The sequence below is a fragment of the Nocardiopsis dassonvillei subsp. dassonvillei DSM 43111 genome, from assembly GCF_000092985.1.
Classification (GTDB): Bacteria; Actinomycetota; Actinomycetes; order Streptosporangiales; family Streptosporangiaceae; genus Nocardiopsis; species Nocardiopsis dassonvillei.
On record NC_014210.1, the window covers coordinates 4,547,934 to 4,563,406 of the forward strand.

Here is a 15,473-nt window from a genome sequence, read left to right on the forward strand (position 1 = left end):
CGGGCGTCAGCGCCGACGGGCGTCCACCGGCTCCCCGGTGTCGATGACGTGCGCGCGGCCCCAGGCCCCGAGCGGGGCCAGGGCCTCGTTCAGGGACTCCCCCAGCGGGGTGAGCGAGTACTCGACCCGGGGCGGCACCTCGCCGAAGTCCTCCCGGTGCACGACCCCGTCCTGCTCCAGCTCGCGCAGGTGGGAGGCCAGGACCTTCTCGGTGACGCCGTCGAGCGTCCGGCGCAGCTCACCGAAGCGGCGCGGCTCCTCCTCCAACGCCCACAGGATCAGCACCTTCCACCTGCCGCCGATGACGTCCATCGCCGCGTCGATGCCGCAGTGGTACGCGCCGGGCCTCCGTACGCCGACCATCGCCCCTCCCTCCCACCAGCACGCTTACCCCGGAGTGCGCACGCACTCCGAAGTGCGTACTTGTCGGGGCTCCGACGGGCGACGAGCCTAGTGCACATGAACGCACACGACACCGACAAGCCCCGCGTCGCCCTGCTCGGGCTCGGGGACATGGGCACCGCACTCGCCCGGGCCTGGCTCGCCGCCGGGTACCCGCTGACCGTCTGGAACCGGACCCCGTCCCGAGCCGAGCCGCTGGCCCGGGAGGGCGCCGACGTCGCCGCGACGGCGGCCGGGGCGGTGGCCTCCGCCCGCCTGGTGGTGGCCTGCCTGCTCGACGACGACTCCGTGGGCGCGGTGCTGGCCGACGCCGACCTGGCGGACCGGGACCTGTTCAACCTCACCACCGGGACGCCGGACCAGGCACGGGCCCGCGCGGAGTGGGCGCGCGGGCGCGGCGCCCGCTTCGTCAGCGGCGGCGTCATGGCCGTTCCGCCGATGATCGGCGCCCCCGGCTCGGGCGGGTACGTGTTCTACAGCGGTTCCGAGGAGGCCTTCGCCGAGCACGAGACGGCCCTGTCCGCCGTGGCCGGGACCGTGTTCGTCGGCGAGGACGCCGGGCTGGCCGACCTGTACGACGTGGCCCTGCTCAGCGCGATGAGCGGCATGTTCGCCGGGGTCGCGCACGCCTTCGCCCTGGTCCGCGACGAGGACGTGCCGCTGAAGGGGTTCGCGTCCCTGCTGGCGGACTGGCTGGGCGCGATGACCCTCGGCGTCCACACCACCGCGGAGCAGTTGGAGAGCGGCGACTACACCACGGGCGTCGTGTCCAACCTCGCCATGCGGGTGAGGGGCAACCGGACCCTGCTGCGCACCGCCGAGGAACGGGGGGTGAGCACCGAACTCCTCGCACCGTACGCGGAGCTGATGGAGCGCCGCCTCGCCGGGGGCCACGGCGACGAGGACGATACGGGGGTGGTGGACCTGCTCGCCGCGTCCCGCCGCTGAACGCGGGCGGGCCGCGCTCACCGGGCAGCCGCACCGGCTTCCGCCGACTGCGGCCGCCCGGTCAGGGCCCCGGGGCGGCGCCGGCCGGAAGGGTCCGTCGTGCCGGTGCTCCGCGGCGTGACCCCGTACCCGTAGCGGGGTTCGGGCGCCGGCACCGGCTACGGGCACAGGACCATCACAGCTCGAAGTCCCCGGAACCGCACCGGCGACGCCTTCTGGGGTCAGACCTCCACGGTCCCGCCGCAGCGCCAGTACCGGGTGCGGTCGCGCTCCATGAACCCCTCGTCGACCAGGCCGCGGCGCAGCACCGCCACGTTGGCGCTGAACCCGCTCAGGACCGCGTTGACCTCGGCCTCGCTGTAGCGCACCCCCGGTTCGAAGGCCCGGGCCACCTGGTCGAGCAGGACCAGCCGGGCGGCGCGTCGGACCGGGATCGCGGTGATCCGCCCGTCGGCCATGCAGGCGCGCAGCACCTCCCGGCGCTCGCTCTCCGTCAGCGGACCCTCCACCACGCCGCCACCTCCCTCAGCGGCCGACCATCAGCATCCCGTGCACGACCGTCTCGACCCTGCGCGCGGCCTCGTCGGGGTCGATGGGCTGCAGTGAGTAGGACACCGTCAGGCGCAGGGCGACGTCGGCCGCGACCTCGGCGGCGGAGTCGGCCAGCTCCGGGTAGCGCTCCCCCAGCAGGGCGGTGATGCGCTCGCCCAGGACGCCCAGCAGGGGCTCGGAGCGCGTGGTGAGCACCGGCAGGAGCCCGTGGTCCCCGGTCACCACCGCGCGCAGCAGCGGGTTGTCGCGGGCGGACAGCAGCACCAGGCGCGTGGCCCGGCTCACCGCGTGCGGCGGGTTCTCGCCCTCCTCCTCCAGGAGGCGCACCACCCGGTCCAGCAGCGCGTTGACCTCGCGTACCACGACGGCCTGGAGCAGGCCCTCCTTGCTGCCGAACACGTTGTACAGGGTCTGGCGCGACACCCGGGCGACCGCCGCGATGTCCGCCATACGCCGTTCGGACCAGCCGCCCGAGACGACCTCGGCGTAGGCGGCGTCCAGCAACCGCTCCCGCGCCGAGGTGCCCTCGGCGCGTCCCTGTCGGTTCGCGGTGTCCATGCTCCCCATCCTCGCATCCGCCGCCGCGGACGACATCCCCGACGCCCCGCCGGGCCGCCGCTCCCGCGGCCCCGGGCGATCGGGACCTAACACTCTGGTCACGCGTGTGCGTCCCTTTGGCCATGTTCGTGCCCGTGAGGGTAGCGTTACCGGTCATGGTGTCCTTTGACGATGACCTCCGGCTGGCCCACGTGCTCGCCGACGCTGCCGACGACATCGCGCTCAAGCGCTTCCGGGCGCTCGACCTCGTCGTCGACACCAAACCCGACTTCACCCACGTCACCGAGGCCGACCGGATGGTGGAGGAGACGCTGCGCGGCGTGCTCTCCCGCGCCCGGCCCCGCGACGCCGTGGTGGGCGAGGAGTACGGCAAGACGGGCAACAGCAACCGGGTGTGGGTCATCGACCCCATCGACGGCACCGCGAACTACGTCCGCGGCGTCCCGGTGTGGGCGACCCTGATCGCCCTGCTGGAGGGGGACCGCCCCGTGGTGGGCGTGGTCTCGGCCCCGGCGCTGTACCGCCGCTGGTGGGCCTCCCGGGGTGGCGGCGCCTGGCAGGGCCGCAGCCTGTCCAAGGCCTCGCGCTGCCACGTGTCCAAGGTGTCGGAGCTGTCGGAGTCCTCGCTGAGCTTCTCCTCGCTGACCGGCTGGGAGCAGCAGGGCCGCCTCGACTCCTTCCTCGGCCTGACCCGCTCGGTCTGGCGCACCCGCGCCTACGGCGACTTCTGGTCGCACGTGATGGTCGCCGAGGGCGTCGTGGACATCTCCGCCGAGCCCGAGCTGTCGCTGTGGGACGCCGCGCCGCTGCCCGTCATCCTGGAGGAGGCGGGCGGACGGGCCACCAACCTGCGCGGCGAGGGCTTCGAGGACGGCGGCCCCCTGGTGTGCACCAACGGGGAGATCCACGACCAGGTGCTGACCTGGCTCAACGGCGGCCCCACCCCGCTGCGCCGCGTCTGAGCCCCACCCCCGGGCACGACAGCGGGTACACAGGTGAGCACCGTACGTAGTAACGTGCGGTGGTGTGCTGAACACGACACCCCTGCGGGCCGTCCTGTGCGCGGCCGCGGTCCTGCTGGCCACCGCCTGCGGCGGTGGCCACGGGCACGGTCCCGGACAGCTGGGCGAGATGATCGCCGACACCGTGCGCTCCTCCGTACGGGGCGAGGGCCCCGGCCTGGGCGTCCCCGACACCGCTTTCGACCCCGCCAGGTACCTGTGCGTGCCCGCCGTGGACGGCCGGACCGCCCGCCTCTGGCGCACCGAGGCGCCGCGCACGGCCGCGGACGGCCCCGTCGAACTGGGCGTCCTGGCGCCGGAGGACGCGGACACCGACTCGGTGACCGTCTCCGTCATCGGACCCCGCGGCGGCACCGCCGCCACCGAGGCGGCGGTCTCCCCCGGCGAGTGGACCCGCGTGCGCTACCCCGACGACTTCGAGGGAGCCGGGGGCGACCCCTCCACCGGGGTGCACACGGTGGTCTGGTCGGACACCGGCTCCGGGACGCCGCTCACCTGCGACGGCTTCGAGGCGGTCTGAGGCCCGGGTCGCGCCGCGTCCCCAACCGCCCCTCCCCCCTACGCACAGCCCGAAACGGCGGCCCGAAATTCGCGCCGCCGGTTGAACCTGAAACGTCCCCTTCCACGATGAGTCTGGTGAAACCCCGCCACCCCCGCGGGTATCCCGTCCGCCGCCGTCGCATAAGGCGTCCATACATCACGGGGAGAGACCGAATGCTGCGTTCCCTCACAGCCGTGTTCGTGCTGGCCTTCGCCGGTTCACGGGTCTTCGTTTGTCGGACCATCCTGTCCTGCGCGGGCATCGTCGTCGGTGTCGCCGTGGACGGCCGGACCGCCCGCCTCTGGCGCACCGAGGCGCCGCGCACGGCCGCGGACGGCCCCGTCGAACTGGGCGTCCTGGCGCCGGAGGACGCGGACACCGACTCGGTGACCGTCTCCGTCATCGGACCCCGCGGCGGCACCGCCGCCACCGAGGCGGCGGTCTCCCCCGGCGAGTGGACCCGCGTGCGCTACCCCGACGACTTCGAGGGAGCCGGGGGCGACCCCTCCACCGGGGTGCACACGGTGGTCTGGTCGGACACCGGCTCCGGGACGCCGCTCACCTGCGACGGCTTCGAGGCGGTCTGAGGCCCGGGTCGCGCCGCGTCCCCAACCGCCCCTCCCCCCTACGCACAGCCCGAAACGGCGGCCCGAAATTCGCGCCGCCGGGTTGAACCGAAACCGTCCCCTTCCACGATGAGTCTGGTGAAACCCCGCCACCCCCGCGGGTATCCCGCCGCCGCCGTCGCGGCGTCCGGATCTCACAGACATCACGGGAAGGGGCCGAATGCTGCGTTCCCTCACAGCCGGGATCGTGCTGGCCTTCGCCGGTTCACGGGCCAACGTGGCCCGGACCATCCTGTCCTGCGCGGGCATCGTCGTCGGTGTCGGCGCGCTGATCCTCGTGGTCAGCGCCAGTGACTTCGGCCAGCGCTTCGCCACCGCCTACAGCGAGGCCAACGCGGGCCGCCCGGCGACCCTGGAGGTCACCGTGCACGGCCGGGTCACCGACCGCGCCGCCTTCGAGCAGGACCTGGTCCGGGCGGGCGGCCAGGACATCTCGATCTACCACAGGCCCTCCCAGGTCCCCTCGATCCGCTCCGGCGGCTCCGTCCTGCCCGACGTGGAGTTCCTCGGCGTGGACCCCACCCTGGGCGACATCCGGCGGATGAACCTGGCCGAGGGCCGCTGGTTCACCGAGGCCGACACCGAGTCACTGGCCCCGGTCATGGTCGTCAACGAGGAACTCGCGAACGCGCTGGGCGACCTCACCCGCGTCCAGGTCGGCACCGACCAGTGGACGGACGTGCGCGTCATCGGCGTCCTGGAGGGCTCCGCGCTGGACATGGGCTGGTACAGCGCCTACCTGCTGCGCGCCCCCGCCTCCGAGGAACTGCTCTTCGGGACCTCCACCGGCGCCCAGGAGCAGGAGGAGTCGGCCGACCCGTTCCTCATGGGCGACATGACCACCTACCAGGTGAGGATCGACCCCAGCGACCCCGCGGCGCGGGACCCGTGGGGCGAGGTCTTCTCCGAGCGGCTGGCGTCGGTGTCCTGGCGCTGGGGCGTGGAGGACCAGGAGGCCGTCATGGCCTACCGCACGGACTACGCCGAGGAGATCGGCCAGGTCATCACCTACATGTCCTGGGGTCTGACCGGCATCGCCGCCGTCACCCTCACCACCGGCCTGCTGGGCGTGCTCAACGTGGGACTGGTCACCGTGCGCGAACGCCGCCGCGAACTGGCCACCTACCGCGCCCTGGGCGCGAGCCGGTTCACCCTGTTCGTGGCCGTGGTCATGGAGTCGGTCGTGGTGTCCCTGGTGGCCGGGCTCATCGCGCTGGCCGCATGCTGGGCCCTGCTGGCCGCTGTCGGCGCGGTGCTGGGCGGCGTCGTGTCGCTGCCCGCCGACGTCCCCCTCGTCATCCCCGCGTCCGGAGTACTCGTCGGCCTGGGCAGCGCCGCCCTCGTCGGGATGCTGGCCGGGATCATCCCCGCGATGCGGGCGCTGCGCGCGTCCGTGGTCGCCGGACTCCGGGAATAGGAGACATCACGTGAAGAAGTGGATCATCATCGGCGCGGTCCTGGTCCTCGTGGGAGGACTGACCGGCGCCGGCTACCTCCTGGTGTCCCGTCTGGGCGGCCCGGGCGCCGGAGAGGACGCCGGCATGCAGGAGGCCGCCCTGGACGTGGGCGGGGCCCCGGTCGAGGTGGTGCTGGGAGAGGTCAGCTCCGTGCTGGTGCTGGACGCCGTCGTCCGGGCCGAGCCCGGCGAGGCGGTCGAGGCCCGCAACGGGGGTACGGTCTCCCACCTGTGGGTGGGCGAGGGCGCCGAGGTCGACCGGGGCGCCCCGGTGGTCAACGTGAGGGTGCCCGCCGAGGGCGCGCCCGTCACCGGGGAGGACGGCCAGGCCCCCGACGCCCCCACCACCGAGGAGGTCACCCTGTACGCGCCCGCCGCCGGAACGGTGTCGGGGCTGGAGGACGTCATGGTCGGCGACGTGCTGGAGCCCGGCGCGGTGGTGGCCACGGTCGCCCCCGAGGAGTTCCGGGCCGTCGCGTCGATCCCGCCCAACGACCTCTACCGGTTCTACGAGGACCCCGAGGACATCCTGCTCCAGATCGACCAGGGGCCGCCCGCCGCCGCGTGCGAGTTCCTGTCCCTGGGCACGGCCGAGGGCGGCGCCCCCGTCCCCGGGGACGGGGGCCGCGAGGGCACCGAGGACGCCGGCGGGGGCGGCGGCGGGGCCGAGCTGGCCTGCCGCGTGCCCGCCGACCTGGAGGTCTTCGAGGGCGTCCAGGGACAGCTGTCGGTCAGCACCGGCGCGGCCACGAACGCGATCATCGTCCCCGTGACCGCGGTGCGCGGCACCGCCGGGTCGGGCGAGGTCGTGGTGGTGGGCGAGGACGGCACCGAGGAGACCCGCGAGGTGGTGCTGGGCGTCTCCGACGGGTCCTCCGTGGAGGTCACCGAGGGACTGAGCATCGGCGAGACGGTCCTGGACCCGATCCCGCTCGACCCCCGGTTCGACGTGCCCGGCGCGCACGACCCCGAGGACGCGTTCGTCGAGGAGGGTGAGGGCTAGATGTCCGTCGACGCACCGGCCCCCGAGGCCGCGCCGCGCCACGCCCGCCCGGCGCCCCTGCTGGACGTGGCGGGGATGACCCGGCACTTCACGGTGTCGGGGGCCCGGATCGACGTGCTGCGCGACTGCACGTTCCGGGTGGGGCGGGGCGAGGTGGTGGCGATCGTCGGCCAGTCCGGCTCGGGCAAGTCCACCCTGCTCAACGTGCTGGGCCTGCTCGACCGGCCCAGCGGCGGCACGTACACGTTCGACGGCGTGGACACCACCCGCCTGGGCGAGGGCCCGAGGTCGCGCCTGCGCGGCGAGGGGATCGGCTTCGTGTTCCAGCAGTTCCACCTGCTGGAGCGGCGGACCGCCCTGGCCAACGTCGGCGTGCCGATGGTGCTCGGCGGCGTGCCGCTGCTGCGCCGCCGGGCGCGGGCCCGCGAACTGCTGGAGGCCGTGGGGCTGGGGCACCGGCTGCACTCGCAGCCGCACCAGCTCTCCGGCGGTGAGCAGCAGCGTGTGGCCCTGGCGCGGGCGCTGAGCCGGGAGCCCGCCCTGATCCTCGCCGACGAGCCCACGGGCGCACTGGACGCCGCCAGCAGCACCATGATCATGGACCAGTTGCTGGAGCAGGCCCGGATCCGCGACGCGGCGGTGGTCGTGGTGACCCACGACCCCAAGGTGGCCGAGCGGGCCGACCGGGTGGTCGAACTCGTGGAGGGCCGTACCCGCTGAGCGCGCGCCGCCCGGGAGACCGGGCGGCGCACCGCCGCTCGGGCACACGAAAAACGCCGGGCGCGAAATGCGCCCGGCGTTTTGCTGGTAGCGGGGACAGGATTTGAACCTGCGACCTCTGGGTTATGAGCCCAGCGAGCTACCGAACTGCTCCACCCCGCGTCGTGATCTCTATTTTAGGGGGTTTGGCCCCTGGTGGCAAATCGGTTTTCCCTGCGTTTCCGCGTGGAAAACCGGTGGAGATCCCACCCTTCGGCAGTCGGTTTCCCGACCGCCTTCGGCAATCCTACCAGCGCTTGCGCCCTGGTCCGACCGCCCGGGCTCCCCTGGAGGAACCCGCCTTCCGTTCCCCTCCGCAAAAGGGGGGATCCGGAAAACCGACGGACCCGGGATTTCTCCCGGGTCCGGGTCTGGTAGCGGGGACAGGATTTGAACCTGCGACCTCTGGGTTATGAGCCCAGCGAGCTACCGAACTGCTCCACCCCGCGTCGTTGTGTCTACACAGTAGCGCGCCCCGGACCGAAACCCAAATCGGCGGACCCGGACGCGTCAGCGGGCCCGCGAAACCCCGGCGAACGCCGGACGCGGCGCCCGGTGGGCCCCGCGGGCCCGGCCCGCCCCGACGGCCACCATCCCCGGCTCCGGCGCCCGGGGAGCGCGCGGGCACCCGGGCGGGGCCTCCCGGGAACGCCGAGGGGGCGGGGGCCCGAGGACCCCCGCCCCCTCAGGGAACGGTCACCGCCGCAGGGCGGGGCTCAGTTCTCGTCCAGCTGCTGCTGGATGTCCTCCAGCGCCTCGCGCAGGCGGTCGTTGGCCTCCTCGTTGGACTGCTGGGCCTCTTCCCAGGCCTCGACGGCCTCGTTGAGGGACTCGGTGAGGTCCTCGTTGCCCCCACCACCGCCTCCGCCGCCGCCACCGGCCTCGGACTCCTCCTCGGGAGTCTGCTCGACGCCCTCCTCGGGGGCCGCGCCCTCTCCGTCGAAGAGGTTGCTGAGCGCGTCCGGCAGGCTGTTGCCGATGGCCACCTCGTCACCGAAGCCGACCATGACCTGCTGGAGCAGCGGGAAGGAGGCGGCTCCGCCGCCGCCCGCCTGCACGTACAGCGGCTCGACGTAGAGCAGGCCCCCGGCGAAGGGCAGCGTGAGCAGGTTGCCCCGCGTCACCTCCGCGTTGGACTGCTCCAGCGGCAGCAGCACCTCGCGGACGTCGGCGTCGGCGTCGAAGGCGTTCTGCACCTGCCCCGGGCCGAGGATCACCGTGCTCCGCGGCAGCTCCAGCAGCTTGAGCTGGCCGTACTCCTCGGAGCGCGGATCGCTGTCCACCGCCATGAAGGCCGCCAGGTTCTCACGGCCGCGCGGCACGAACGTGCTGGTCAGCGAGAAGGTGGACTCCTCACCCGGGTACTGGATGGTCTGCCGGTAGGGCGGCTCGGGGGCATCGGTCTCGCTGGTCGGGTCGCTGGGGACCGACCAGAAGTCCTGACCGCCGTAGTAGGCCGCGGCGTCCGTCACGTGATACTCGCGCATGATCTGGCGCTGCACCTTGAACAGGTCGTCCGGGTAGCGCAGGTGGTCGACGAGCTCCTCGCTCATCTGGTCCCTGCCGACGACGGTCCCGGGGAAGGCGTCCATCCAGGTCTGGAGGACCGGGTCCGCCTCGTCCCACGCGTACAGGGTGACGGTGCCGTCGTAGGCGTCGACGGTGGCCTTCACCGAGTTGCGGATGTAGTTGACCTCGTTGCCCGGCAGCGCGCCCACCTGCTGGGCCGAGCCGTCGGTGAAGGTGTCGGTCACCGCCTGGGTGAAGTCGATCCGGTTGGCGTACGGGTAGCCGTCGGACGTGGTGTAGGCGTCCACGATCCACACGACCCGGCCGTCGACGACCGCCGGGTAGGGTCGGCTGTCCGTGGTCAGGTACGGGGCCACCTTCTCCACGCGCTCCACCGGGTCGCGCTCGTAGATGATGCGCGAGTCGTTGGTGATGGCGCTGTTGAGCAGGATGTTGGGTTCCTGGTACTTGATCGCGTACAGGATCCGGTCGAAGAAGCTGGCCAGCTGGACGCCGCCGTCGCCGTCGTAGCGGTTGTAGGCCTGCGAGTCGCTGCCCTCCCCACCGCCTCCGGCGCCCTCGCCGCCGCCCTCGGCGGGCGCCTCCTCTGCGGTCTGCTCCGAGGCCTCCTGGTCCGCGTCGGACGGGGCGCGGGCCTCGTCCGGGCTCGGGGAGACCTCCGGCTCGACCGCGTCCTCCGGGGTCGGGACGTCGCCGGTCTCCTCCTCGGCGTCGAGGGGGTAGTCGTACTCCTCCTCGGCCTGCACGATCGCGTACTCGGCGCCCTCGCGGCCGTAGTAGATGCGCGGCTCGTACTCGCCGACGACGTCGCTCAGCTCACCGCGCGGAGGGATGTTGTACTCGGTGAAGACCGGGCGCCCCTCGGCGTCGATCTGGGTGCCCGCGGCGGCGACCATGCCGTAGCCGTGGGTGTAGATCAGGTGCCGGTTGAGCCAGTTGTCCTGGTCGGCGGGCGGCCCGTCCAGCTCTCGGACGGCCACGATCGTGTCGATCAGGTTGCCCTCGGAGTCCGGGTAGCGGTCGACCTCCAGCACCTCGGGGAACTGGTAGAAGCCGCGGACCTGCTGCATCTGCTGGAAGGTCTGCGAGACGACGGAGGGGTCGACCAGGCGCACGGTGGTGTCCTGGGACTCCTCCACCAGGTCCTGGGCGCTGAGCTCGGTGGTGGCGTCGTAGGCCTGCACCTCGGCGTCGTCGATGCCGTAGGCCTGGCGCGTGTACTCGATGTTGCGCTCGATGTAGGGGCTCTCCAGGCGCTGCTCGTTGGGCGCGACCTGGAAGCGCTGGACGATCTCGGGGTAGGCCACGCCGACCAGCACCGCGGACAGCACCAGCAGTCCGAGGCTGGCCATGGGCACCATGATGTTCTTGAAGTAGATGTTGGCGAAGAACAGCACGGCGCAGATGACCGAGATGACCGTGAGGATGAGCAGCGCGGTCTTGACGGCGTTCACGTCGGTGTACGAGGCGCCGAAGGTGTAGCCGCGCTCGGAGAAGACCAGGCCGTAGCGGTCCAGCCAGTAGGAACCGCCGCGCAGCAGCACGAACAGGCCCAGCAGCACCGACAGGTGCACGCGGGCCGAGGGGGTGGCGCGCTGGCCGGAGTCGTTCTGGAGGCGGACCCCGCCGTACAGGTAGTGCACGATCACCGCGGCGATGAACGCCAGGATGACCGCCGCGTACAGGTAGCCGAGCAGGATGCGCAGGAACGGGTAGGTGAACGCGAAGAAGGCCACGTCCATGCCGAACTCGGGGTCGTTCACCCCGAAGTCGGTGCTGTTCACGAACTGGAGGTAGGACCGCCAGTCACCGCTGGCCGCGGCTCCGGCCAGCAGCGCGAGGGCGCCCACGGCGATCCAGAAGAACAGTTTGCGGTGCGGGTCGATGGACTGCCGGTAGCGGTCCAGGCCCTGCTGCTCCAGGCTCATCGGTCGGATGCCGGGCCGGGAGCGGTAGGCGAAGAAGATGCTGGCGCCGACGATGACGGCCATCACCAGTCCGGCGACGGCGAACAGCAGCACGCGGGTCCACAGTTCGGTCAGGAAGACCGAGGTGTAGCCGACGGATTCGAACCACTTGAAGTCGGTCCAGAAGTTCGCGGCGAGCATCAGCCCCGCGATGATGACGACCACGGTCGCCGCGACTGGCGCGAGCAACCTTGATCGGCGAGGCATACGCGCAGGTGGTGCGCCGGGCGATCGGAAGCTCACGCCTCCCCCTCGTTCTGGCTTGGTAGGTGCGTATGGGTGCGCGTGTGGCGCTCTGTTACTGAAAACTTAATCGGTGGTCCCCGGGTTCCCGAAACGGCCCTCGTCCGGGTGACAAGGCTGCATCGTTGCTGTATCGGAGTCGCATCCGGAAGGCCACGTGGCGACCCTACTGTCCGAAAACAGGGGCGTCGCGCTTCCCGCATCGGTCACTATGGAAACGTGTCGAACATTCGCGAAGCCGTCATGGACCTCGAACGCCACGCCGCCGAGCAGGGCTGGGACCGGCCGCTGGGCCTGTACGCCCTGGTGCCGACCGCGGAGCTGCTGCGGGCGGAGCCCGCGCTGGCCGGTCTGCTGGGCATCGACTCCCCAGCCGACCCCGACGAGCTGACCCCCGTCGAGCAGGAGCAGCTGCCCGCCGACGTCCCGCTGGAGGAGGCGCTGGGCCGCATCCTGTGGCCGGAGGGCGTGGCCGGGTGCGCGCTGGTGATGGAGCGCCTGGTGGTCAAGGGCACGGACGAGACCCTGGCCCCGGACGAGCAGCCGGGCTCCTCCGGCCGCGAGACCGAGGAGATCCGCATGGTCGCCGGTGTGCTGCGCGACGGCTCGCGGCACTGCGCGATGCGCATGCGCAGCCACGACAGCGAGTCGGAGGTGCTCAACGGGGCGGATCTCATCCCGGCGCTGACCTCCGCGCTGGCGCTGACCCTGGACCTGGACGAGGAGTCCGGACAGGACTGATCTGGGCCGTTGGGGGCGCCCGCGGGGTCGCGCGGGGCCCGGGAGCGCACCCGTGGAACGCGGGTGCGCGCCCGGGGAGTCACCTGTCCAGGAAACCCGGGCACGGGACGGGCGCCGCGCCCCTACTCGCAGCGCGGCAGCTCGCCCTCGCCGGTGCGGATGGTCTCCAGGGCCGCGACCGCGTCGTCGAGGGTCTCCACCCGGACCACCTCCAGTTCGCCGTAGGCGGCCGACTGGGCGACCTGGGAGCAGCTGTCGGCGGCCACGAGGAAGTACTCGGCGCCGTCGCGCTGGGCGCTGACCATCTTCTGCGGGATGCCGCTGATCCCGCCCACCCGACCGTCGGCGGTGATGGTGCCCGACCCGGCGACGGCCGCGCCGCCGGTGAGGCCCTCCTCGCTGAGCCGGTCCATGATCCCGAGCGCGAACATCATGCCCGCGCTGGGCCCGCCGATGTCGCCGATCGTGATCTCCACGTCCACGGGGAAGTCGGTCTCGTCGGCGATGAGCACGCCGATCGCGGCGCCGCCGGAGTCGCCCTCCTCGCTGGCGACCTCCACCTCGACGGTCTCGCCGTCGCGCTCCAGGGTGAGTCCCACCGGGTCGCCGGGCTCGCGGTCGCCGACCATCTCCACGACCGCGGCGCTGCCGGCGGGGACGTCGGGGTCGCCGCCCTGGGTGGGCACCGGCTCGCCGTCCACGGCCACGACCGTGTCGCCCGCCTCCACCACGCCGTGCGCGGGCATGCCCTCCAGGGTGCCGCTGACCACGGGGACCGCCTCGTACTCCATGCCGAGCTGGGTGAGCGCGGCGGCGGTGGCGTCGGTCTGCGAGTCGTTCATCTGCACCGTCTGGCGCTCGGTGACCTCCTCGGGCGTGCGCCCGGCTGGGAAGAGCAGCTCCTCGGGCAGGACCGCCTGGGTGGGCGAGAGCCAGGCGGTGACGACGGTGAGGAAGTCGAGCCGGTGCCCGGGCCCGCCCGCGTACTGCACGGTCACCATGGACAGGGTGCCGTCGTGCTCGTAGCTCTCGGCGCCCTCGATCTCGATGACCTGCCCGCGGTCGGTCTCCCCGACCGTGTTGACGGTCAGGCCCGGCGCGGCGACCAGGTAGGGCACGGGCAGGTGGAGGCTGCCGATCCCGAGCCCGACGAGGAGGACGAGCGCGACAACGAGGGTCATGGCACGACGAAGCATGCTCCCCAGCCTATTGCCGCGTCCGGACCGGCGGGGGTCCGCCCTCCCTCCGGCTCACCCGGCCGCCGCGGGCGGTCAGGGGGCGCCCACCCACTCGCTGCGGCCGTCCTCGAAGTCCTGCTGCTTCCAGATGGGCACCTGGGCCTTGAGGTCGTCGATGAGGCGGCGGCAGGCCTCGAAGGCCTCCTGCCGGTGCGCGGCGGCGGCGGCCACGACCACCGCGATGTCGCCGATCTCCAGCTGGCCGACCCGGTGCGTCGCGGCCATCCGCACCACGGGGCGGCCCGGGACGGAGGTGTCGCTGAGGACCTTCTCCATGACGACGCGCAGCTGGGCCTCCACCGTCGGGTGGGCGGAGTAGGCCAGGCGCGCGACGTCACGGCCGTGGTCGTGGTCGCGGACGGTGCCGACGAAGACCGCGGTGCCGCCCGCGCGCGGGTCGGAGACCGCGGCGAGGACCTCGTCCACCGACAGGGGGGTGTCGCGTACTGACGCGAGAGTGATCTCTTCCACGACATGACCGTATCAACCGGTTGTTCCCCCATGTGGGGACACGGGTGCGCGTTCCGACGCACGCGCACGGGCACCGGCACAGGAAGCGCGCCGCACTCCCACGGTCCCGGGTCGGGTTGGGAGCCGGCGTCGGCCGCGTTCCCGGCGTGTGCCGCGCGCACGGGCTCCGGGTCAGGTGGCCGGGGTTCGTCGGCGCGCCGTCGATACGCGTGCCGCGCGGACCCCGGGCCTCACGCCCCCTTGCGTTTGCGCAGGTGGCGGATGGCTGCGGCGGTGCCGATGGCCGCCGCGGCGGCTCCGGCGGCACCCGCGGCGGTGATGGTGACCTCCTTGCGGCCCAGGCTGCGGCCGACCAGCGCGGGCCTGCCGCTGCGGGACTCCAGCAGGGCTGCCAGGGCGGACTCGTTGTCGTGGGCGGGCTTCCACCCGGCCTCGCGCAGCACCGCGCAGTCCACCACGCACGGGTAGACGAGGAACTTCAGCTCGCCCTCGGCCGCCGGGGTGATCCGGGCCTGGTGGAGGCGGCGGACGGCGCCGAAGGCCAGGTTGGCGGGCACCTCGAAGTGCTTCATCCCGGAGACGGCCTCCACCTCGTCCTGGGTGAGGGAGCCCTCGCTGGCCACGGCGACCACGCCCTCGGGCCCGTCCACCCCGTGCAGGGCGCAGAAGGCCAGGGCGCTGACCAGGTCGTCCTCGTGGCAGAACTGCCAGTGCTGTTCGTGCCCCTTGACGGTGAGCAGGCGCGGGGCGGAGAAGTGGCGGCTGAGGAGGGTGTCGAGCCCGGGCCCCACGAGCGGGGCGGGGCGCACGACGGTGACGGTGAGGCTGGGGTGGGCCCGGCGGGCGCGCTCGGCGAGGGCCTCGATCTCGGCGAAGTCGCCCATGAGCCCCTCGCTGTTGTCGGACACGCGCGGCGCGTTCTCCGCCAGGGGCACGGGGCTGTCGGGGGCGGCCCCGTAGACCATGGTGCTGGTGACCAGGATGACGCGGGGGACCCCCGAGGCCGCGGCGGCGGTCAGGACCGTCTGGGCCGCGCGGATGTTGTGCGCGCGGCGCCGCGCGGGCCGGGTCTCCAGGGAGCGGTCGTCGGCGGTGTGCACGAGCACGTCCACCCCGCCGAGGCGGGAGACCAGCCCGGGGTCGCACACGTCGGCGATGCGCCAGGTGACGCCGCGCAGGTCGGCGAGCTCGGCGTCGATGGCGACGACCTCACGCAGGCGCGCGGAACTCTCCGGCGCGGCCAGGCGTTGCACGAGGAGCCGGCCCACCCCGGAGGCGGCACCGGTGACAGCGACCACCGTGCCCGCTCCCTCGGAGGGGCTGTGCTCTGGGCGAACCTGGCTGCTTTCGGTATTCACTCCGGGCGACTCCCAGCTAACGTGACAGTGGAGACCAAACCTAATCCTGCCTGAGGTC

At 72.8% G+C, this 15,473-nt stretch carries 15 protein-coding genes and 2 tRNA genes; 8 read left to right on the plus strand and 9 right to left on the minus strand.

The genetic code is table 11. From position 1 onward, the window contains the following. Positions 1–6 precede the first annotated feature (6 nt). Complete coding sequence (locus tag NDAS_RS18735; RefSeq protein ID WP_013154790.1) at positions 7–363, minus strand: winged helix-turn-helix transcriptional regulator; 357 nt, start codon at positions 361–363, stop codon at positions 7–9. Between the two features lie 96 nt (positions 364–459). Between NDAS_RS18735 and NDAS_RS18740 the strand changes: the two genes are divergently transcribed. After that, entirely contained in the window at positions 460–1,350 is an 891-nt protein-coding gene (locus NDAS_RS18740) for an NAD(P)-dependent oxidoreductase (RefSeq protein WP_013154791.1), read from the plus strand. Positions 1,351–1,571: 221 nt separating this feature from the next. On the opposite strand, the gene NDAS_RS18745 is transcribed toward NDAS_RS18740, so the two are convergent. Then, positions 1,572–1,862 (minus strand): DUF2087 domain-containing protein, encoded by a 291-nt coding sequence (locus NDAS_RS18745; RefSeq protein WP_013154792.1) that lies wholly within the window; start codon positions 1,860–1,862, stop codon positions 1,572–1,574. A 13-nt stretch (positions 1,863–1,875) separates the two neighbouring features. Continuing rightward, positions 1,876–2,460 (minus strand): TetR/AcrR family transcriptional regulator, encoded by a 585-nt coding sequence (locus NDAS_RS18750; RefSeq protein ID WP_013154793.1) that lies wholly within the window; start codon positions 2,458–2,460, stop codon positions 1,876–1,878. Positions 2,461–2,615: 155 nt separating this feature from the next. Between NDAS_RS18750 and hisN the strand changes: the two genes are divergently transcribed. The 6 genes from hisN (at position 2,616) to NDAS_RS18780 (ending at position 7,828) form a co-directional block, all read left to right on the plus strand. Then, positions 2,616–3,422, plus strand: a complete 807-nt coding sequence (hisN, locus tag NDAS_RS18755) for a histidinol-phosphatase (protein WP_041552855.1) — start codon at positions 2,616–2,618, stop codon at positions 3,420–3,422. A gap of 64 nt (positions 3,423–3,486) precedes the next feature. After that, on the plus strand, positions 3,487–4,002 hold the full coding sequence (locus tag NDAS_RS18760) for a hypothetical protein (RefSeq protein ID WP_013154795.1): 516 nt from the start codon (positions 3,487–3,489) through the stop codon (positions 4,000–4,002). A gap of 194 nt (positions 4,003–4,196) precedes the next feature. Continuing rightward, on the plus strand, positions 4,197–4,610 hold the full coding sequence (locus NDAS_RS18765) for a hypothetical protein (protein WP_013154796.1): 414 nt from the start codon (positions 4,197–4,199) through the stop codon (positions 4,608–4,610). Positions 4,611–4,809: 199 nt separating this feature from the next. After that, complete coding sequence (locus tag NDAS_RS18770) at positions 4,810–6,066, plus strand: ABC transporter permease (RefSeq protein WP_013154797.1); 1,257 nt, start codon at positions 4,810–4,812, stop codon at positions 6,064–6,066. A gap of 10 nt (positions 6,067–6,076) precedes the next feature. Continuing rightward, positions 6,077–7,108, plus strand: coding sequence for an HlyD family efflux transporter periplasmic adaptor subunit (locus tag NDAS_RS18775; RefSeq protein ID WP_013154798.1), 1,032 nt, complete (start codon positions 6,077–6,079; stop codon positions 7,106–7,108). Then, positions 7,109–7,828 carry an ABC transporter ATP-binding protein gene (locus tag NDAS_RS18780; protein WP_013154799.1) on the plus strand — a complete coding sequence of 240 codons (720 nt, stop codon included), beginning with the start codon at positions 7,109–7,111 and terminating at the stop codon, positions 7,826–7,828. 85 nt (positions 7,829–7,913) lie between these two features. On the opposite strand, the gene NDAS_RS18785 is transcribed toward NDAS_RS18780, so the two are convergent. From NDAS_RS18785 to NDAS_RS18795, 3 genes are all read right to left on the minus strand, one after another. Beyond that, positions 7,914–7,990: transfer RNA gene (locus tag NDAS_RS18785), tRNA-Met, on the minus strand. Between the two features lie 249 nt (positions 7,991–8,239). Beyond that, a tRNA-Met gene (locus tag NDAS_RS18790) sits at positions 8,240–8,316 on the minus strand. Positions 8,317–8,583: 267 nt separating this feature from the next. Beyond that, positions 8,584–11,529, minus strand: coding sequence for a UPF0182 family membrane protein (locus NDAS_RS18795; protein WP_041552856.1), 2,946 nt, complete (start codon positions 11,527–11,529; stop codon positions 8,584–8,586). A gap of 297 nt (positions 11,530–11,826) precedes the next feature. Here NDAS_RS18795 and NDAS_RS18800 point away from each other — a divergent pair, with 297 nt between their 5' ends. Beyond that, positions 11,827–12,348, plus strand: coding sequence for a PPA1309 family protein (locus tag NDAS_RS18800; RefSeq protein WP_013154801.1), 522 nt, complete (start codon positions 11,827–11,829; stop codon positions 12,346–12,348). A 122-nt stretch (positions 12,349–12,470) separates the two neighbouring features. Here the strand turns inward: NDAS_RS18800 and NDAS_RS18805 are convergent, their stop codons facing one another. From NDAS_RS18805 to NDAS_RS18815, 3 genes are all read right to left on the minus strand, one after another. Next, a complete protein-coding gene (locus tag NDAS_RS18805) occupies positions 12,471–13,529 on the minus strand; it encodes a YlbL family protein (RefSeq protein ID WP_041552857.1) in 1,059 nt (352 codons plus the stop codon). A gap of 90 nt (positions 13,530–13,619) precedes the next feature. Beyond that, complete coding sequence (locus tag NDAS_RS18810; protein WP_013154803.1) at positions 13,620–14,057, minus strand: molybdenum cofactor biosynthesis protein MoaE; 438 nt, start codon at positions 14,055–14,057, stop codon at positions 13,620–13,622. Positions 14,058–14,287: 230 nt separating this feature from the next. After that, positions 14,288–15,355 carry an NAD-dependent epimerase/dehydratase family protein gene (locus tag NDAS_RS18815; protein WP_013154804.1) on the minus strand — a complete coding sequence of 356 codons (1,068 nt, stop codon included), beginning with the start codon at positions 15,353–15,355 and terminating at the stop codon, positions 14,288–14,290. Positions 15,356–15,473 lie beyond the last annotated feature (118 nt).

Bases quoted from the DNA above. Each gene is read 5' to 3' on its own strand.
- NDAS_RS18765 (WP_013154796.1), top strand. From the start codon at position 4,197: ATGCTGCGTTCCCTCACAGCCGTGTTCGTGCTGGCCTTCGCCGGTTCA.
- NDAS_RS18780 (WP_013154799.1), top strand. From the start codon at position 7,109: ATGTCCGTCGACGCACCGGCCCCCGAGGCCGCGCCGCGCCACGCCCGC.
- NDAS_RS18740 (WP_013154791.1), top strand. From the start codon at position 460: ATGAACGCACACGACACCGACAAGCCCCGCGTCGCCCTGCTCGGGCTC.
- NDAS_RS18735 (WP_013154790.1), bottom strand. From the start codon at position 363: ATGGTCGGCGTACGGAGGCCCGGCGCGTACCACTGCGGCATCGACGCG.
- hisN (WP_041552855.1), top strand. From the start codon at position 2,616: ATGGTGTCCTTTGACGATGACCTCCGGCTGGCCCACGTGCTCGCCGAC.
- NDAS_RS18770 (WP_013154797.1), top strand. From the start codon at position 4,810: ATGCTGCGTTCCCTCACAGCCGGGATCGTGCTGGCCTTCGCCGGTTCA.
- NDAS_RS18805 (WP_041552857.1), bottom strand. From the start codon at position 13,529: ATGACCCTCGTTGTCGCGCTCGTCCTCCTCGTCGGGCTCGGGATCGGC.
- NDAS_RS18750 (WP_013154793.1), bottom strand. From the start codon at position 2,460: ATGGACACCGCGAACCGACAGGGACGCGCCGAGGGCACCTCGGCGCGG.